The organism is Cupriavidus oxalaticus, from assembly GCF_038900635.1.
In the GTDB taxonomy this organism is placed as follows: domain Bacteria; phylum Pseudomonadota; class Gammaproteobacteria; order Burkholderiales; family Burkholderiaceae; genus Cupriavidus; species Cupriavidus oxalaticus_B.
The window spans coordinates 269,901-288,588 of the sequence record NZ_JAYMRX010000004.1 but is presented as its reverse complement, the minus strand read 5'-3'; the positions used below and the strand labels follow the sequence as shown (position 1 = coordinate 288,588).

Here is an 18,688-nt window from a genome sequence, read left to right as displayed (position 1 = left end):
AGTCATGACCATCGAACTACGATTCTTCGCCAGCGTGCGCGAACAGCTCGGCGTGGCCGAGGAACGCGCCGAGGTGCCGGCCGAAGTGCGCACCGTGGGCGAGCTGCGCCAGTGGCTGCGCCAGCGCGGCGGCGCCTGGGCCGAGACCCTGGCCGAAGGCCGCGCGCTGCGAATGGCCGTCGACCATGCGGTGGCGCGCGCCGATACGGCGATCACCGATGGCTGTGAGGTGGCATTCTTCCCGCCCGTTACCGGAGGCTGAGATGAGCGTCAGGGTTCAGCGCGAGGATTTCGACCTGGGTGCCGAGGTGGCGGCACTGCGCGCCGGCAATCCGCAGGTCGGCGCCGTGGCCAGCTTTATCGGCACCGTGCGCGATGTCAGCGAGGGCAGCGCCGTCAGTGCGATGGAGCTGGAGCACTACCCGGGCATGACCGAGAAGGCGCTGGCGCAGATCGAAGCGGCGGCGTGCGCGCGCTGGGAACTGCTGGGCGTCACCGTCATCCATCGCGTCGGCCCGCTGCTGCCGCTTGACCAGATCGTGCTGGTCGCGGTGGCATCGAAACATCGGGGCAATGCGTTCGCGGCTTGCGAATTCATCATGGATTACCTCAAGTCCGAAGCGCCGTTCTGGAAAAAGGAAGAAACGCCGGAGGGCGCGCGCTGGGTCGATGCACGCGTGACTGACGAGGACGCGCTGAAGCGCTGGGGCATCCAGTCGATCAACGCCAGCGGCGAGGGCAGCGAGGATAAGCCCTGATGGGTCCGATGGGGTTTGTCGCCGTCGGCGTAGGCGCCGCGGCGGGGGCATGGCTGCGCTGGGGTTTCTCGGTGCTGTGGAATGCGCTCAACCCCGCGCTGCCGTACGGCACGCTGGCCGCCAACCTGCTGGGCGGCTACCTGATCGGACTGGCCGTCGGCTTCTTCGATACCCATGCCGGCCTGCCGCCGGAGTGGCGCCTGCTGGCCATCACCGGTTTCCTTGGCGGCCTGACCACATTCTCGACCTTTTCCAGCGAGGTGATTGCCAACCTGCTCGCCGGCGACTACGGCTGGGCAGCGATGCACCTGCTGCTGCACCTGGGCGGCTCGCTGCTGCTGACCGCGCTGGGACTCTGGACTTACCGCGTGCTGGCCTGATCGACGAGCGCGAGCAGCGCGGCGTTGAATGCCCGCGGCTGCTCCATGTGCGGACTGTGGCCGGCGCCGGCGACCACGCTCAGGCCGGCATCGGGCTGCAAGGCGCGGGTGGCGATGCCTACCGCCGGCGCATACAGCCGGCTGGCCTCGCCATACAGGTGGAATAGCGGCAGGCGCGCCTGGCGCAGCGTGTCGCGGAAATCCTGCCTTGCCATGTCTTCCCATAGTGCGGCCAGGGTGGCGGCCTCGCAGCTCTGCGCCATGCGCGCAATGCGCTGCATGGCCGCGCCGTCGGGGCGCCGTCCTGCGGCCCACAGTCCCAATGCCACCGAAGGCGCCAGCCGCGGCCAGTCGGCGCGGATGCGCGCTGCCATCTGGCGGGCCTGGGCCATGTCGTAATGGCCATGCAGGCCGTGCGGCCATTGCGGGCCGGTGACCAGCCGTGGCGTCATGTCGATGCTGCCGACCGCCGCCAGTGGACAACCCGGATGGTCCCGCAGCAGCGTCCATGCCACCATCGCGCCCATCGACCAGCCCACCACGACCATATCGGCCAGTCCGAGATGGCCGACCAGCGCCGCCGCATCGCGCGCCAGCGCCGCGATGGTGGTGCCGGTACCGTGCCGCGACAGTCCGTGGCCGGCATGGTCGGGCGCAATCACCCTGAACCCCGCCAGCGCCAGCGCGCGCTGGCCGTCGAAGGCTGCGCCGTTGACGGACCAGCCGTGCAGCAGCAGCAGCGGCCGGCCATCGCCGGCTTCGCGCCAGCCCGGCAGGGCGCCATGCGCCGGATGGGTGGCAAAGGGCGGGGCGGCGGCGCTGTCACTAGCCGAATCGGGAGCGTCCAACGACGTGTCTCTCCAGGCGGTGGGTGGGAGGCGATGCAAGGGAGGGCAGGGTGCGCCTCTATTGACATCCACGCCGGTCAATTTATACGATGAAACATGAATCAGATATCAGGTTTTGCCTGCATATCGGTTTCCGGGGTGGCGGCAGGCGCGAGGAGGTGCCTGCGGCGTGACCCGAAGCGGCTGGCATTCCCATGACAAGGCGCGCAGCGCCACCGGAGACAAGATGTCCCAGACCGAGACTGGCGAGGTCGGCGAAGCCACCGAAGCCACCGAAGCCACCGAAGCCACCGAAGCCACCGAAGCCACCGAAGCCGCCGAAGCCGCCGACATGGCCCACGCCGGCGGCATGTGCCCGCCCAAGACCGCGCGCGGGCAGAAGACCCGGGCAGCGTTGCTGCGCGCCGCGGAAAAGGTGTTCGGCGAGAAGGGCTACTACGCCGCGTCGATCTCCGAGATCACGCAGGAAGCCAAGGTCGCCATGGGCACCTTCTACCTGTACTTCAAGGACAAGGAAGACATTTTCCGCGCGCTGGTCAGCCACATGCTGGAACTGGTGCGCGCCCACCTGCGCAAGCACGTGGCCAACGCCGCCAGCCAGATGGAAGCCGAGCGGCTGGGCCTGAAGGCCTTTCTCTCATTCGTTTCGCGCCACAAGAACCTGTACCGCATCGTGCTGGACTCGTACTCGGTGGACGAAACCATCTACAGCAGCTACTTCCAGGTCTTTGCCGAGCTCTACAGCCGGCGGCTGGAGCGCGCCGAAGAGCAGGGCGAGATCGTCCCCGGCGACGCCGAGGTGCGCGCCTGGTGCCTGATCGGCATCAGCAACTTCCTGGGCATGCGCTATGCGCGCTGGAAGCGTCCGGCTTCGATGGAAAAGGTGGTCGATACCGCCTTCGACCTGATCGCCCACGGCCTGCAGCCGCGATGACCATGGCCGCGACGACCATGGCCGGGGATGCGCTGGTCTTGCTCGAACGCAGGGACGGCGTGGCGCTGCTGCGCCTGAACCGGCCGCAGCGGCACAACAGCCTCGTGCCGGCGTTGCTGGAAGCCTTGCTGGCCGCGCTGGACGAGGTCGAAGCCGACACCTCGGTCCGCGCCGTGGTGCTGACCCATGCCGGAGGCAATTTCTCGACCGGTGGCGACGTGGCGGCCTTCGCGGCGCAAGGCGATGGCATTGCCGCCTACGCCAGCGAGCTGCTCGCACTGCTGAACCGGTCGATCCTGCGCCTCGCGGCACTGCGCTGCCCGGTGGTGGCGGCCGTCGAAGGCTGGCTGACCGGCGGCTCGCTCGGGCTGGTGCTGGCCTGCGACATGGCCGTGCTGGCGCAGGATGCGTGCATCGCGCCGTTCTATACGGTGGTGGGCTTCAGCCCGGACGGCGGCTGGACGGCGATGCTGCCGCAGCTGGCCGGCCCGGCACGGGCGCGCGCCTGGCAATTGAACAACACGGTCGTGGCGGCGCCGGATGCCGTCATGCATGGCCTGGCCTGCGCGCTGTCCGCGCCCGGTGCGGCAGAAGCCGATGCCATCGCGCTGGCGCGCGGCGTGGCGGACAAGGTGCCCGGCAGCGTGGCGCGTACCCGCGCACTGCTGCGCTGGGACGCCGACGCGCTGGCAGCGGGCCTGGAACGCGAGCGCGCCGCCTTCGTCGCGCAGATTGCCAGCGCGGAGACCGCCGACGGCATGCGCCGCTTCCTTGCCGGGCGCACGCGAGAGTAGCCGGGCAGCAGGCATTCCACGCAGTTGCAGCAGGTTCCAGCCCTACCAACGCAAAAGAACCCGAACACAGGAGACAGCCATGCAATGCAACCCCTTCGCCGTACGCGCCCTGGTCATGGCCGCCGGCCTTCTTGCCACCGGCGCCGCGCTGGCCAAGGACATCCGCATCGCCCACGTCTACGACAAGACCGGCGCGCTGGAAGCGTATGCCAAGCAGACCCAGACCGGCCTGCTGATGGGCCTGGAATACGCCACCAACGGCACCATGACCGTCAACGGCAACAAGCTGGTGGTGATCGAAAAGGATACGCAGGGCAAGCCCGACGTGGCCAAGGCGCAGCTTGCCGCTGCCTACAGCGACGACCGCGCCGATATCGCCGTCGGCCCGACCTCGTCCGGCACCGCGCTGGCGATGCTGTCCGTGGCCGAGGAATACAAGAAGGTGCTGCTGGTCGAGCCCGCCGTCGCCGATTCGATCACCGGCGACAAGTGGAACCGCTACATCTTCCGCACCGGCCGCAATTCGTCGCAGGACGCAATCTCCAATGCCGTGGCGCTGGACAAGCCAGGTGTGACCATCGCCACGCTGGCGCAGGACTACGCCTTCGGCCGTGATGGCGTGAAGGCGTTCAAGGGCGCGCTCAAGAACGCGAAGATCGTCCATGAGGAATACCTGCCCACCAACACGACGGACTTCACCGCCGGAGCGCAGCGCCTGTTCGATTCGCTCAAGGACAAGCCAGGCCGCAAGGTGATCTTCATCATCTGGGCCGGTGCCGGCAACCCGTTCAAGATCGCCGATCTCGATCCCAAGCGCTACGGCATCGAGATCGCGACCGGCGGCAACATCCTGCCGGCGATGACCAGCTACAAGAACTTCCCCGGCATGGAAGGGGCCACGTACTACTACTTCGGCATCCCCAAGAACAAGGCCAACGAGTGGCTGGTGTCGAACCACTACAGCAAGTTCAAGGCGCCGCCCGATTTCTTCACCGCCGGCGGCATGACCGCGGGCATCGCGCTGGTCGAGGCGCTGAAGAAGACCAACGGCGATACCGGCACCGACAAGCTGATCATGGCGATGGAAGGCATGTCGTTCGAGACGCCCAAGGGCAAGATGACCTTCCGCAAGGAAGACCACCAGGCGATGCAGTCGATGTACCACTTCAAGATCAAGGTGGACCCGGCCTTTGCCTGGGGCGTGCCTGAGCTCGTGCGCGAGATCAAGCCCGAAGAAATGAACGTGCCCGTGCGCAACCAACGCTGATGAGCGCGCCAGCCTCTTCCGCCCCCTCCGCCCGCTCTGCCGGCCTGCCGGCGGCGCAATCGGCCGCGGCCCAGCGTGGCTCGGCCGCGGCGGCCGGCGCCCGGCCGCTGCTCGAGACGCGCGAGCTGACCATCCGCTTCGGTGGCCATGTCGCGGTCAATGCGGTGTCGTGCGGGTTCCGGCCAGGCGAGCTGACCTGCATTGTCGGCCCGAACGGCGCCGGCAAGACCACGTACTTCAACCTGGTCTCGGGACAGTTGCCGTCCACTGCCGGGCAGATCCTGCTCGACGGCGAGGACGTGACGCGCCTGCCCGTGTCGCAGCGGACCCGGCGCGGCATTGGCCGGGCCTTCCAGCTGACCAGCCTGTTCCCGCAGCTGTCCGTGCTGGAGAACGTGCGCCTGGCGGTGCAGGCGCGGCAGCAGCGCGGCATCGACCTGTTCTCGATGTGGACCAGCCACCGCGACGTGCGCGCGCAGGCGCTGGCGATCCTGGAGCGCGTGGCGCTGGCCGGCAAGCAGCACCTGACGGTGGCATCGCTGCCGCACGGCGACCAGCGCAAGCTGGAAGTCGGCATCCTGCTGGCGCTGCAGCCGCGCGTGTTCATGTTCGACGAACCCACCGCGGGCATGAGCGTGGACGAGGTGCCGGTGATCCTGGACCTGATCCGCGAGATCCGCCAGGACCGCAGCAAGACCGTGCTGCTGGTCGAGCACAAGATGGATGTGGTGCGCTCGCTGGCGGATCGCATCATCGTGCTGCACAACGGCACGCTCGTGGCTGACGGCGATCCTGCCGAGGTGATTGCGTCGCCGGTCGTGCAGCAGGCTTACCTGGGCATGGCGGAGGAAGAGCAGAAGGAGGGCCCCAACCATGGCTGACGCGCAACACGCGACGCCGATCCTGCGGCTGCAGGGCGTGCAGACCCATATCGGCCCATACCACATCCTGCACGGCGTCAGCTTCGACGTGCCGCGCGGCGGCGTGACCATGCTGCTGGGACGCAACGGCGCCGGCAAGACCACCACGCTGCGCACCATCATGGGCTTGTGGCAGGCGAGCGCGGGCACGGTGACCTTCGACGGCACGGACATCACGCGCCGCGGCACCCCGTCGATCGCGCAGGCGGGCATCGCCTACGTGCCGGAGAACATGAGCGTGTTCTCCGACCTCACCGTGGCCGAGAACATGCGCCTGGCCGCGCGCAGCGGGGCCATCGACGAGCGGCGGCTGGACTGGGTCTTTCGCATGTTCCCGGCACTGAAGACCTTCTGGCACCAGCGTGCCGGCGTGCTGTCGGGCGGGCAGAAGCAGATGCTGTCGGTGGCGCGCGCGATCATCGAACCGCGCAAGCTGCTGATCGTCGACGAGCCCACCAAGGGGCTGGCGCCCGCGATCATCCAGAACATGATCCATGTATTCCGCGAGCTGAAGCAGACCGACGTATCGATCCTGCTGGTGGAGCAGAACTTCAATATGGCGAAGTCGGTGGGAGATACGGTGGCGGTGATGGATGACGGACGCACCGTGCACGCGGGGACGATGGCGGCGCTGGCGGGTGATGACGGGCTGCAGCAGCGATTGCTGGGGCTGTCGCTGGCGGCGCACCAGTAGCCAGGACGCTTCGACGAGACTGATTGTTTGCTCCCCTCTCCCGCTTGCGGGAGAGGGGCAGGGGGTGAGGGCAGGCCCTGGCATACCGACACGCATCCCTTCGTCGATACGCCGGCCCTCACCCCAACCCTCTCCCGCAAGCGGGAGAGGGAGCACACCGAACGCGGAGAGTCAGCCGCGGCAGGACGGAGACCCATGACAACTTCAACGACCTTACCCACCGCATTGCCGGCAGCCCTGCCCAGGGTCCGGCTCGACTGGACCCCGCTGGCCCTGGCGCCGCTGCTGATGCTGCTGGCCTTCCCGCTGGTCGGCAGCCCTTCCACGTGGCTCACGCTGACCATCGCCGGCCTGGCGATGGGAATGATCATCTTCGTGGTGTCCTCCGGACTGACGCTGGTGTTCGGCCTGATGGACGTGCTCAATTTCGGCCACGGCGCCTTCATCGCCCTCGGCGCCTATGTGGCGGCATCGGTGCTGCTGCCGATGGCAGGCTGGGTGGAGGCGGACAGCCTCGCGCAGAACCTGGCGGTCTTCGCGCTGGCGATCGCCGCGGCCATGGTCGCCGCCGGCGCGGTCGGCCTGTTCTTCGAGCGCGTGGTGGTGCGTCCGGTCTACGGCCAGCACCTGAAGCAGATCCTGATCACCATGGGCGGCATGATCGTCGCCGAGCAGCTGATCAAGGCGATCTGGGGCCCGGAAACCATCGTGCTGCAGGTGCCCACCACCTTCCGTGGCGCGGTGCTGCTGGGCGATGCCGCGATCGAGAAATACCGGCTGATCGCGATGGCGCTCGGGCTGGTGATCTTCATCGCGATGCTGCTGCTGCTCAACCGTACCCGCATCGGCCTGCTGATCCGCGCGGGCGTTGAGAACCGCGAGATGGTCGAGGCGCTCGGCTACCGCATCCGCCGGCTGTTCATCGGCGTGTTCGTCGTCGGCGCCGGCCTGGCCGGGCTGGGCGGCGTGCTGTGGGGTTTGTACCAGCAGAACATCACCGCGGCGATCGGGGCGCAGGTCAATGTGCTGATCTTTATCGTCATCATCATCGGCGGGCTGGGCTCGACCACGGGCTGCTTCGTCGGCGCGCTGCTGGTCGGCCTGATGGCCAACTACACCGGCTTCCTGTTCCCGAAGGTCGCGCTGTTCTCCAACATCCTGCTGATGATGCTGATCCTGCTGTGGCGCCCGCAAGGGCTGTTCCCGGTGGCGCGGCGCTGAACGGAGCGACACGACCATGATCCGACTTCTCTCCGGCGACCTGCCGCGCAGCCGCGTGCTGGCGGTGATCCTGCTGCTGATCCTGCTGGCTCTCGCCTGCGCGCCGTTCGCCTTCCCCGGGGCGCGCGCACTGAACATGGCGGCCAAGATCTGCATCTTCGTGGTGCTGGTGGCCAGCTATGACCTGCTGCTGGGCTACACCGGCATCGTCTCGTTCGCGCATACGATGTTCTTCGGCATCGGCGGCTATGGCGTGGCCATCGCGATGTCACGCATGGAGCCGGGTTGGAGCGCGCTCGCCGTGGGCACCGTGGGCGCGCTGGCGGTCTCGGCGCTGCTGGCATTCCTGATCGGCCTGTTCTCGCTGCGCGTGCGTGCGATCTTCTTTGCGATGATCACGCTGGCGGTGGCGACCGCCTTCGCCACGCTGGTTTCGCAGTTGTCGGAGTGGACCGGCGGCGAGGACGGGCTGACCTTCAAGGTGCCCGAGGTGCTGCGACCGGGCTTTTCGATCGGCGACGCCGAACTGCTGGGCGTGCCGCTGACCGGCAAGCTGCTGAGCTACTACCTGGTGTTCGCCGGTGCGCTGGTGCTGTTCCTGGCGTTGCTGCGCGTCGTCAACTCCTCGTTCGGGCGCGTGCTGCAGGCGATCCGCGAGAACGACTTCCGCGCCGAGGCCATCGGCTACCGTACCGTGGTCTACCGCACGGTGTCGACGGTGTTGTCTGCGATGTTCGCCACGCTGGCCGGGGTGTTGATGGCGGTGTGGTTGCGCTATAACGGTCCTGATACCTCGCTGTCGTTCGAGATCATGGTCGACATCCTGCTGATCGTGGTGATAGGCGGCATGGGCACGATCTACGGCGCGGTGATCGGCACGGTGCTGTTCCTGGTGGCGCAGACCTACCTGCAGGACGTGATGAAGCTCGCCAGCGACGCCACCGCGGCGCTGCCGCTGCTGTCGTCGCTGCTGCATCCGGACCGCTGGCTATTGTGGCTGGGGCTGCTCTTTGTCCTGAGCGTCTACTATTTCCCGCAGGGCGTGGTGGGGCGGCTGCGCGGCAATCGGGCCGTGCAGGATGTGGCAACCTGAGCGGAGACCCGCGCAATGTACGTGATCGACTGGCTGCACAAGAACGCGCAGCACACTCCCGACAAGGTCGCGCTGGTGGACGTGGAAAGCGGACGCCGGGTGACCTATCGCCAGTTCGACGAACGCGCCAGCCGCTTCGCCGAATACCTGGCCGAAGGCCTGCATCTGGCACCAGGCACGCGCGTCGCCGTGCTGGCGCACAACAGTTCCGACTATTTCGAGATGCTGTATGGCTGCGCCAAGGCTGGCATGGTGATGGTGTGCCTGAACTGGCGCCTTCCCGCAGCCGAGCTGCTGCCGATCCTGCAGGACTGCACGCCCGAGGTGCTGGTCGCCGGCGACGGTTTCCTGGCGGTGGCCGCCGAGCTGGCGCGCACCGTGCCGCTGCGCGCGGTCCTGCATCTTGCCGACGACGAGGCGGCCGATGTACCCGGTGGCTGGACCGAATACGAGGCCGTGCTCGACGCCGCTTCTGGCCGCGTCATCGAGATGCCGTGCCGCGACGAGTCCGAGGTCTGGCACCTGCTATACACCTCCGGCACCACCGGCAAGCCCAAGGGCGTGATCCAGACCTTTGGCATGGTGTTCTTCAACGCCGTCAACGCCATGCTGGCCAACAAGATCACGCGCGACGACGTGTTCCTGAACGTGCTGCCGTTCTTCCATACCGGCGGCCTGAACCTGTATGCCAACCCGGTGCTGCATGCCGGCGGCACGGTGCACATCATGCGGCAGTTCGAGCCGCAGGTCGTGCTGGACCGGCTCGACCGCAAATCGGGCGAAGGCATCACAATGTTCTTCGCGGTGCCGGCGGTCTACCTGTTCCTGAGCCAGCACGCCGGTTTTGCGCAAGCGGACTTCTCCGGCGTGCGCAACATGTCGGCGGGCGGCTCGCCGGTGCCGCGGCCGCTGCTGGAAGCCTACCTGGCCAAGGGCGTGACCATCTGCTTCGGCTTCGGCATGACCGAAACCGGTCCGACGGTCTTTGTCTGCGACGAAGCCACCGCGCGCCGCAAGATCGGCACCATCGGCAAGCCGGTGGGGTCGATGCTGACCCGCATCGTCGACCCGCTGGGCCATGACGTGGCGCCCGGCGAGCGCGGCGAACTGCTGATCAGGGGGCCGGGGGTCACGCCCGGCTACTGGAACCTGCCCGAGGCGACCGCCAACGCGATCCGCGACGGCTGGCTGCATTCCGGCGACATCGCCTGGCGCGACGAGGAGGGCGACTACTACATCGTCGATCGCGCCAAGGACATGTACATCTCTGGCGGTGAGAACGTCTATCCCGCCGAAGTCGAGAATGTACTGTTCCAGCTTGCGGGCGTGGCCGAGGCCGCCGTGATCGGCACGCCGGACGAACGCTGGGGCGAGACCGGCATGGCGCTGGTGGTGCTGCGCGCGGGCGCCACGCTCGATGCAGCGCAGGTCGTCGCCCATTGCAAGGCGCAACTCGCCGGCTACAAGGTGCCGCGCCATGTGCGCTTTGTCGACGCCTTGCCGCGTACGCCGTCCGGCAAGGTAGAGAAGCACAAGCTGCGCGCCAGGTTTGCCGGCTGACGCGCCGCGCCCCGCCATACGCATTTCCCGCATTTCCCGCTGTTCCGCTGTCCGCAGTCTCCGCTGTTCTTCATTGACGTACGTCTCTACCGCCCCGACGCGGGCGACAGAAGGAGGGTGACATGCATTCCAGGCAGTTTCCGCCGCTGCAAGAAGGCCGCCTGCGCCGCACGGTGTTCGCCATCGCCGCCGCGATGCTGGCCGCAGCCTGCGGCTCAGGCGATGACAACAATGGCAACGGCAACAACCCCAACACCAAGCCTGCCTATATCGGCACGGTCACCATCAACAGCTATAACGGCAGCAGCGACGACCTGCTGACCGCGGGGCTGGGCAAGGACGGACTCGCCAGCGCCACCGCGCCGGTGCCGGCCAATGCCACCGCCCCGACCGCGGCGGAACTGCGGCGCTACGCGATCTACGCCAACTACCGCGCCATCGTCGATACCACCGCAGCTGGCGGCTACGGCTCGCTGTACGGCCCCAACGTGGACGCGCAAGGCAATGTCACCGGCTCGGAAGGCAAGATCGCGGGCGTGGAATACCTGGCGTATTCGGACGACGGCACGGGCCAGCAGAACGTGACCATGCTGGTGCAGATCCCGGCCAGCTTCGATACGGCCAAACCATGCGTGATCACCGCCACGTCGTCGGGCTCGCGCGGCGTGTACGGCGCCATTGCCACCGGCGAATGGGGGCTGAAGCGCGGCTGCGCGGTGGCTTACACCGACAAGGGCACCGGTGCCGCGCCGCACGACCTGGACACCGATACCGTGCCGCTGATCGACGGGACCCGCACCACACGCGCGGCCGCCGGCAAGAATGCGCAGTTCGCCGCGCCCGCCGGCGCCACGTCGCTGGCGGACTTCACCGCCGCCAGCCCGCATCGGCTCGCGTTCAAGCACGCGCATTCGCAGCGCAATCCGGAAAAGGACTGGGGCAAGTTCACATTGCAGGCGGTGGAGTTCGCGATCTGGGCGATCAATGACCGCTTCGGCGCGGTGTCCGCCAACGGCACGCGCCAGCACAGCATGGACAAGGGCAAGATCCTGGTGATTGCGTCGAGCGTGTCGAACGGCGGCGGCGCGGCGGTGGCCGCGGCCGAGCAGGATGCAGATGGCCTGATCGATGGCGTGGCCGTGGGCGAGCCCAACCTCAACATGCCGCCGGACACGGGTGTCGTGGTGCGCCGCGGCGGCGTGCAGGTGTCTTCCTCGGGCCGCACGCTGTATGACTACACCAGCACGGCCAACCTGCTGCAGCACTGTGCCGCGCGCACTACCGCGCTGACGCAGTCCCCGTTCTACGACAACCCGACCATGGCGCCATTCTTCGCGGCCCGCTGCACCACGCTGGCGGAAAAGGGATTGGTCAGCGGCATCAATACCAGCGAGCAGAGCGCCAGCGCGCTGCAGGCCCTGCATGACGCCGGCTGGGAGTCCGAATCCGATGACCTGCACCCGTCGCTGGCCGCCTTCGACACCGCCGCCGCGATCACCGTGACCTACGCCAACGCCTACGCGCAGGCCAGCGTGACCGACAAGCTGTGCGGCTACAGCTTCGCCAATACGCTGACCGACCTGAAGCCCGCGGCGATCGCCCCCGCCGCGCTGGCGTCGATGTTCGCCACCGGCAATGGCATCCCGCCGCAGCCGCCGTCGGTGCAGCTGATCAACGATCTCGACCCGACGCACGGCCCGTACCTGAACCTGTTTTCCGTGTCGGCATCGAACGGCCGCACCGATCTCAACTACGATGGCGCCGATTGCCTGCGCAAGCTGCTGGCAGGAACCGACGCCGCCTCGCGCGCATTGCAGGCGGGCCTGGCGCTGACGCTGCGCAATGGCAACCTGCGCGGCAAGCCGGCGGTGATCGTGCATGGCCGCAGCGACGGCCTGCTGCCGGTGAACCATACCTCGCGCCCGTACCTGGGGCTGAACCGCCAGAAAGAGGGGGTGACCAGCAAGCTGTCGTACATCGAGGTGGAGAATGCCCAGCACTTCGATGCCTTCATCGGTCTGGTGGCGGGCTACAGCAACCGCTACGTGCCGCTACATGTCTACCTGAACCGCGCGCTCGATGCCGTCTACGACAACCTGACCACCGGCAAGGCGCTGCCGCCATCGCAGGTGGTGCGCACCACGTCGCGTGGTGGCACCTTCAACACGCCGGCGCCGGCGCTGCTGCCGTCCAATGTCCCGCCGATCGCCGCCACGCCCGCGCCGGGCAATGCGATCACCGTCAACGCTTTGACCGTGGAGGTGCCCAACTGATGATCGAAGCCATGCCGCGCGTGCTGACGCAACGCGATTTCGACCGCTTCGCCGCGCTGTCGCGCGACGACAACCCGATCCACTGCGATCCGGCCTTTGCCCGCGGCACGCACTTCGGTGCCACGGTGGCGCACGGCATGTTCCTGTTTTCGCTGCTGTGCGCCCATACGTGGCGGCAGTTGGCCGCGCCCGCGCTGCCGGTGGCGCAGACGCTGATGTTCCCGACGCCGGCCTTCGTCGGCGACGGAGTGGCGTTTGCGCTGGTCCCGCAGCCACAGGCGGGGCTGACTGGTTTCGGCACCACGGTCAGCGCGGGCATCCCCCGCGCGGCGCCGCGCGTCGCGGCCGCGGGCGAGTCGTCGTGGCTGGCCGAGGCAGTTCCGGGCCGGCTGCCAGCGTGGCCGGACGCGCAACCGGATGCCGCGGGCGATCCCGCGCTCTACGGCCTGCGCCCCGGGCAGTCGGCCAGCGCCACGCGCGCCTTCACCGCGGCCGATATCGGCGAGTACGTCGCCCTGACCGGCGATGCCAATCCGTACCACGCCGACGCCGCCTTCGCCCGCGCGCGCGGGTTCGGGGAGGCGGCGGTGCCGCTGCCGCTGCTGGCCGGCATGTTCTCGGACCTGCTCGGTACTCGCCTGCCGGGTCGGGGCACCGGCTGGATGAAGCAATCGCTGCGCCTGGCCTCGGCAGCGCGGCTGGACGAGCCGCTGACGGCTCAGGTGCGCATCGTCCGGCTGCGCGCCGGCAAGGATCTGGTCAACCTGGCGAGCGTGGTGACCGGGGAGGATGGCCGCGTGGTCGTGCAGGGCGAGTCGCTGGTGCTGGTGCGCAACCTGGCGGACAAGGGTGGCGAGAGCCGGGCGGCATAGCAGGATGACGGCTGGTTCGCGTACCGTTTGCTGCACTCCACGCCATACGGCCCCGGTCCTTGAAAAGTCGCGACAAAGCCTTATCTTTCGGATATCCAGTGTCCGGCAGGGCATCCAGGCAACCCGGCGGTGAAGCCCGGAGCCAGCGCCCCCCGCATCAGGACACGACCTATCCGAGAGAGGGAATCCTATGCGTCTTGACAAGCTGACCACCCGGTTCCAGGAAGCGCTGGCTGAAGCGCAAAGCCTGGCCCTGGCCAACGACAACCAATATATCGACCCGCAGCACGTGCTGCGCGCGCTGCTGTCGCAGGACGACGGCGCCGCCCGCGCGCTGCTGGCACGCGCCGGCGTCAACGTGCCGGGCCTGCAGACGGCGCTGGACGCCGCCATCAAGCGCCTGCCGCAAGTGCAGGGCACCAACGAGGTCCAGATCGGCCGCGACCTGGTCAACCTGCTCAATGCCACCGAGAAGGAAGCGCTCAAGCGCGGTGACCAGTTCATCGCCAGCGAGCTGTTCCTGCTCGCCGTGTCCGACGACAAGGGTGACGCCGGGCGCATCGCGCGCGAGAACGGCCTGAACCGCAAGTCGCTGGAAGCGGCCATCCAGGCCGTGCGCGGCGGCGAATCCGTCAACAGCGCCGAGGCCGAGGGCCAGCGCGAGGCGCTGAAGAAGTACACCATCGACCTGACCGAGCGCGCCCGCATCGGCAAGCTCGATCCCGTGATCGGCCGCGACGACGAGATCCGCCGCGCGATCCAGATCCTGCAGCGCCGCACCAAGAACAACCCGGTGCTGATCGGCGAGCCCGGCGTGGGCAAGACCGCCATTGTGGAAGGGCTGGCGCAGCGCATCGTCAATGGCGAAGTGCCCGAGAGCCTGAAGAACAAGCGCGTGCTGGTGCTCGACATGGCCGGCCTGCTGGCCGGCGCCAAGTACCGCGGCGAGTTCGAGGAACGCCTGAAGGCCGTGCTGAACGACGTCGCCAAGGACGAGGGCCAGACCATCGTCTTCATCGACGAGATCCATACCATGGTCGGCGCGGGCAAGGCCGAGGGTGCCATCGACGCGGGCAACATGCTCAAGCCGGCGCTGGCGCGCGGCGAACTGCACTGCATCGGCGCGACCACGCTGGACGAATACCGCAAGTACATCGAGAAGGACGCCGCGCTGGAGCGCCGCTTCCAGAAGGTGCTGGTCGACGAGCCCACCGTGGAAGCGACCATCGCCATCCTGCGCGGCCTGCAGGAAAAGTATGAGCTGCACCATGGCGTCGAGATCACCGACCCGGCCATCGTCGCCGCGGCGGAGCTGTCGCATCGCTATATCACCGACCGTTTCCTGCCCGACAAGGCGATCGATTTGATCGACGAGGCGGGTGCGCGCATCAAGATGGAAATCGACTCCAAGCCGGAGTCGATGGACAAGCTCGAGCGCCGCACCATCCAGCTCAAGATCGAGCGCGAAGCGGTCAAGAAGGAGACCGACGAAGCCTCGCTCAAGCGCCTGGACCTGATCGAGCAGGAGATTGCGCGCCTGGAGAAGGAATACGCCGACCTCGACGAGATCTGGAAGGCCGAGAAGGGCGCCGCGCAGGGCACGGCCGCGCTGAAGGAAGAGATCGAGAAGATCAAGCTGGAGATTTCCAGGCTGCAGCGCGAAGGCAAGCTCGACAAGGTGGCCGAGCTGCAATACGGCAAGCTGCCGGGCCTGGAAGGCAAGCTCAAGGCCGCGACCGACGCCGAAGCCAGCGAGCAGAAGCAGCCCAACAAGCTGCTGCGCACGCAGGTGGGCGCCGAGGAAATCGCCGAAGTGGTCAGCCGCGCGACCGGCATTCCGGTGTCGAAGATGATGCAGGGCGAGCGCGAGAAGCTGCTGAAGATGGAAGAACGCCTGCATGCGCGCGTGGTGGGGCAGGACGAGGCCGTGCGGCTGGTGTCCGATGCCATCCGTCGCTCGCGTGCCGGGCTGGCCGACGAGAACAAGCCTTATGGCTCGTTCTTGTTCCTGGGCCCGACCGGCGTCGGCAAGACCGAACTGTGCAAGGCGCTGGCCGAGTTCATGTTCGATTCGGAAGAGCACCTGATCCGCATCGACATGAGCGAATTCATGGAAAAGCACAGCGTCAGCCGCCTGATCGGCGCGCCGCCGGGATACGTGGGCTACGAGGAAGGTGGCTACCTGACCGAGGCTGTGCGCCGCAAGCCGTACAGCGTGGTGCTGCTCGACGAAGTCGAGAAGGCGCACCCGGACGTCTTCAACGTGCTGCTGCAGGTGCTGGACGACGGCCGCCTGACCGATGGCCAGGGCCGCACCGTGGACTTCAAGAACACGGTGATCGTGATGACGTCCAACCTGGGTTCGCAGATCATCCAGGCCATGAGCGGCGAGCCGCAGGAAGCGATCAAGGGCGCGGTCTGGCAGGAAGTGCGCACGCATTTCCGGCCGGAGTTCCTGAACCGGATCGATGAAGTGGTGGTGTTCCACGCGCTCGACCAGAAGAATATCGAGTCGATCGCGCGCATCCAGCTGCAGCGCCTGCGGGCCCGCCTGGCCCGCATGGACATGACGCTGGAGGTCAGCGACCATGCGCTGGAGAAGATCGCCAGCGCGGGCTACGACCCGGTGTTCGGAGCGCGTCCGCTCAAGCGGGCGATCCAGCAGCAGATCGAGAACCCGGTGGCGCGCGCCATCCTGGAAGGCAAGTTCGCGGCAAAGGATGTGGTGCCGGTGGACTATGTGGATGGCGAGTTCACGTTCGGGAAGGCCGTCCAGTAAGGCCGGTTCCGAGGCGCCGGTGTCACAGCAGGCCCTTGCGGATTCCCGCAAGGGCCTTTTTTCATGGCGCGCTGTTTATGCAGCACCTGCCTCGCCATGTAAGGGAGTGCCGCGCCGTGCAATTTTTTCACGGCGATGCCTGGCTCCGCACTGCCAGCCGCCGTGCTGCATGCCGTTCTCTTAGTGGCACGTTTTTCGCGTTGCAAAAGGGTTGAGTTTCCTTACAAAGCGCTGCGCCACCACGCAGCCTGTCCCCACAGGAGCCGATCCATGACCGACAAGCCTTTCCTCACCGACGTCAAGACCCTGCGCGAACGCGCCCGCCAGCATATCGAAGAGGGCGCGGTGACCTCCGGCTACACGGCAGACCGCGAGGCCGTGCTGAAGCTGCTCAACGACGCGCTGGCGACCGAGATCGTCTGCGTGCTGCGCTATCGCCGCCACTATTTCATGGCCCAGGGCCCGAACTCGAAGAGCGTCGCCGACGAATTCCTGGCCCACTCCAATGAAGAGCAGGGCCATGCCGACCAGATCGCCGAGCGCATCGTCCAGCTTGGCGGCGAGCCCGACTTTGCGCCGGACGGCCTCACCGGCCGATCGCATGCCGAATATGTCCCGGGCAACAGCCTGACCGAGATGATCAGGGAAGACCTGGTGGCCGAGCGCATCGCCATCGACAGCTATCGCGAGATCATCCAGTTCCTGGGCGAACGGGATCCGACTTCGCGCCGCATGATGGAAGAGATCCTGGCGGTGGAAGAGGAGCACGCCGACGAGATGGCGGACCTGCTCGCGCGCCAGGGCGGCTGAAGTCTGCGATGGCGATTCGTTGCGGGTTGTTCCCGACTTGACCGCGATCAAATCGGACCCCGCGGTGAGCCGATACCATTTGTCTTGTCATGGAGATGCGGGGGCGCTCTTCATGACTTGTCTACCCGTTTCCGGAATGGAAACTTCGCCCGCGCCGGTTTGCCGGTGCGGGCGTTTTCTTTTGTGCGTGCCGCTTGCTCCACCTCACGCCGCCTGGCGCCCCGTCGTCCCCTTATGGCGGCATGCCAATATTCCCGTCCGATCTTATGCAAAAAACAGTAAAGGATCGGCGAAACCATTCGTTCCGTTCAGATAGCCCCGTCGGTAGTCTTGCTCCTGACACAAGCCCGCCCCGGACGGCGGGCAAAGCAACCAGAGGCGCATGGCGCCCATTCACGACAGACGGGAGCAACACGAATGATCCGCAAACTGGCCATCGGCCTGGCAGTCCTGGGCGCCCTGGGCGCGGCGCAGACCGCTTCGGCGACCAACCTGCTCAACGTTTCCTACGACCCGACCCGCGAACTGTACGTCGACGTCAACGCTGCCTTCGCCAAGGCCTGGAAGGCGCAGGGCGGCGATGCCGTGACCGTGCGCCAGTCGCATGGCGGATCCGGCAAGCAGGCCCGTTCGGTGATCGACGGGCTGGACGCTGACGTGGTGACGCTGGCGCTGGGGTATGACGTCGACGCCATCGCGGAGAAGGGACTGATCAAGCCGGACTGGCAAAAGCGCCTACCGCACAACGCCGCGCCGTACACCTCAACCATCGTGTTCCTGGTGCGCAAGGGCAATCCCAAGGGCATCAAGGACTGGGGCGACCTGGTCAAGCCGGGCGTACAGGTGATCACGCCGAACCCGAAGACCTCGGGCGGCGCGCGCTGGAACTACCTGGCCGCGTGGGGCTATGCGCTGCGCCAGCCGGGCGGCAATGAGACCAGGGCGCGCGAGTTCGTCGGCGAGTTGCTCAAGCACGTGCCGGTGCTGGATTCCGGCGCGCGCGGCGCCACCACCACGTTCGTCGAGCGTGGCCTGGGCGACGTGCTGCTGGCCTGGGAGAACGAAGCCATCCTGGCCATCAAGGAGCTGGGCCCGGACAAGTTCGAGATCGTCGCGCCGTCGATCTCGATCCTGGCCGAGCCGCCGGTGGCCGTGGTCGACAAGGTGGTCGACAAGAAGGGCACGCGCAAGGCCGCCGAGGCCTACCTGCAGTTCCTGTACACCGACGAAGGCCAGGAGATCGCCGCGAAGAACTACTACCGCCCGATCTCGCAGAAGGTGGCGGCCAAGTACGCGGCCAACTTCCCCAAGGTCAAGCTGTTCACCATCGATGAAGTGTTCGGCGGCTGGCAGAAGGCCCAGAAGACCCACTTCGCCGACGGCGGCTCGTTCGACCAGGTTTATCAGCCCGGCAAGAAATAACCCCGGTAACACCGATCAGGCCGGTGTGCCGGGCCGCGTAGGGCGGCCCGGCACCATGCCGGC

Annotated in this window: 17 protein-coding genes; 16 read left to right on the top strand and 1 reads right to left on the bottom strand. The window is 67.2% G+C overall.

From position 1 onward, the window contains the following. The first annotated feature begins 4 nt into the window (after nucleotides 1-4). The 3 genes from moaD to crcB are packed head-to-tail and all read left to right on the top strand — an operon-like array spanning nucleotide 5 to nucleotide 1,138. Nucleotides 5-262: a molybdopterin converting factor subunit 1 gene (moaD, locus tag VSR71_RS09855; protein ID WP_342913683.1), complete on the top strand. Its 258-nt coding sequence runs from the start codon at nucleotides 5-7 to the stop codon at nucleotides 260-262. A 1-nt stretch (nucleotide 263) separates the two neighbouring features. After that, the gene (moaE, locus tag VSR71_RS09850) at nucleotides 264-758 is read left to right on the top strand and encodes a molybdopterin synthase catalytic subunit MoaE (protein WP_342913682.1); all 495 of its coding nucleotides are present in this window, start codon (nucleotides 264-266) and stop codon (nucleotides 756-758) included. Then, nucleotides 758-1,138, top strand: coding sequence for a fluoride efflux transporter CrcB (gene crcB / locus VSR71_RS09845; RefSeq protein ID WP_116320473.1), 381 nt, complete (start codon nucleotides 758-760; stop codon nucleotides 1,136-1,138). Before moaE ends, crcB begins: the two co-directional genes overlap by 1 nt. On the opposite strand, the gene VSR71_RS09840 is transcribed toward crcB, so the two are convergent. Further along, nucleotides 1,120-1,986 (bottom strand): alpha/beta hydrolase, encoded by an 867-nt coding sequence (locus VSR71_RS09840; protein ID WP_342913681.1) that lies wholly within the window; start codon nucleotides 1,984-1,986, stop codon nucleotides 1,120-1,122. The genes crcB and VSR71_RS09840 overlap by 19 nt on opposite strands. Nucleotides 1,987-2,212: 226 nt before the next feature. Between VSR71_RS09840 and VSR71_RS09835 the strand changes: the two genes are divergently transcribed. From VSR71_RS09835 to VSR71_RS09775, 13 genes are all read left to right on the top strand, one after another. Beyond that, nucleotides 2,213-2,920, top strand: coding sequence for a TetR/AcrR family transcriptional regulator (locus tag VSR71_RS09835; RefSeq protein ID WP_428979378.1), 708 nt, complete (start codon nucleotides 2,213-2,215; stop codon nucleotides 2,918-2,920). Nucleotides 2,921-2,922: 2 nt separating this feature from the next. After that, complete coding sequence (locus VSR71_RS09830; RefSeq protein WP_342913680.1) at nucleotides 2,923-3,714, top strand: enoyl-CoA hydratase/isomerase family protein; 792 nt, start codon at nucleotides 2,923-2,925, stop codon at nucleotides 3,712-3,714. Between the two features lie 79 nt (nucleotides 3,715-3,793). Further along, nucleotides 3,794-4,981 (top strand): substrate-binding domain-containing protein, encoded by a 1,188-nt coding sequence (locus tag VSR71_RS09825; protein WP_342913679.1) that lies wholly within the window; start codon nucleotides 3,794-3,796, stop codon nucleotides 4,979-4,981. 107 nt (nucleotides 4,982-5,088) lie between these two features. Next, the gene (locus VSR71_RS09820; protein ID WP_342913791.1) at nucleotides 5,089-5,862 is read left to right on the top strand and encodes an ABC transporter ATP-binding protein; all 774 of its coding nucleotides are present in this window, start codon (nucleotides 5,089-5,091) and stop codon (nucleotides 5,860-5,862) included. Further along, nucleotides 5,855-6,595 (top strand): ABC transporter ATP-binding protein, encoded by a 741-nt coding sequence (locus VSR71_RS09815; protein ID WP_342913678.1) that lies wholly within the window; start codon nucleotides 5,855-5,857, stop codon nucleotides 6,593-6,595. The genes VSR71_RS09820 and VSR71_RS09815 overlap by 8 nt, the downstream gene beginning before the upstream one ends. Nucleotides 6,596-6,790: 195 nt before the next feature. Beyond that, complete coding sequence (locus tag VSR71_RS09810; protein WP_342913677.1) at nucleotides 6,791-7,816, top strand: branched-chain amino acid ABC transporter permease; 1,026 nt, start codon at nucleotides 6,791-6,793, stop codon at nucleotides 7,814-7,816. Between the two features lie 16 nt (nucleotides 7,817-7,832). Further along, on the top strand, nucleotides 7,833-8,909 hold the full coding sequence (locus VSR71_RS09805; protein WP_342913676.1) for a branched-chain amino acid ABC transporter permease: 1,077 nt from the start codon (nucleotides 7,833-7,835) through the stop codon (nucleotides 8,907-8,909). Between the two features lie 15 nt (nucleotides 8,910-8,924). Then, entirely contained in the window at nucleotides 8,925-10,469 is a 1,545-nt protein-coding gene (locus VSR71_RS09800) for a long-chain fatty acid--CoA ligase (protein ID WP_342913675.1), read from the top strand. A gap of 122 nt (nucleotides 10,470-10,591) precedes the next feature. Continuing rightward, on the top strand, nucleotides 10,592-12,742 hold the full coding sequence (locus VSR71_RS09795) for a D-(-)-3-hydroxybutyrate oligomer hydrolase (protein WP_342913674.1): 2,151 nt from the start codon (nucleotides 10,592-10,594) through the stop codon (nucleotides 12,740-12,742). Beyond that, nucleotides 12,742-13,614 carry a MaoC/PaaZ C-terminal domain-containing protein gene (locus VSR71_RS09790; protein WP_342913673.1) on the top strand — a complete coding sequence of 291 codons (873 nt, stop codon included), beginning with the start codon at nucleotides 12,742-12,744 and terminating at the stop codon, nucleotides 13,612-13,614. Before VSR71_RS09795 ends, VSR71_RS09790 begins: the two co-directional genes overlap by 1 nt. Nucleotides 13,615-13,804: 190 nt before the next feature. After that, the gene (clpB, locus tag VSR71_RS09785) at nucleotides 13,805-16,393 is read left to right on the top strand and encodes an ATP-dependent chaperone ClpB (RefSeq protein ID WP_342913672.1); all 2,589 of its coding nucleotides are present in this window, start codon (nucleotides 13,805-13,807) and stop codon (nucleotides 16,391-16,393) included. Between the two features lie 270 nt (nucleotides 16,394-16,663). Beyond that, a complete protein-coding gene (locus tag VSR71_RS09780; protein ID WP_342913671.1) occupies nucleotides 16,664-17,203 on the top strand; it encodes a ferritin-like domain-containing protein in 540 nt (179 codons plus the stop codon). Between the two features lie 417 nt (nucleotides 17,204-17,620). Continuing rightward, complete coding sequence (locus tag VSR71_RS09775; protein WP_342913670.1) at nucleotides 17,621-18,625, top strand: sulfate ABC transporter substrate-binding protein; 1,005 nt, start codon at nucleotides 17,621-17,623, stop codon at nucleotides 18,623-18,625. Nucleotides 18,626-18,688 lie beyond the last annotated feature (63 nt).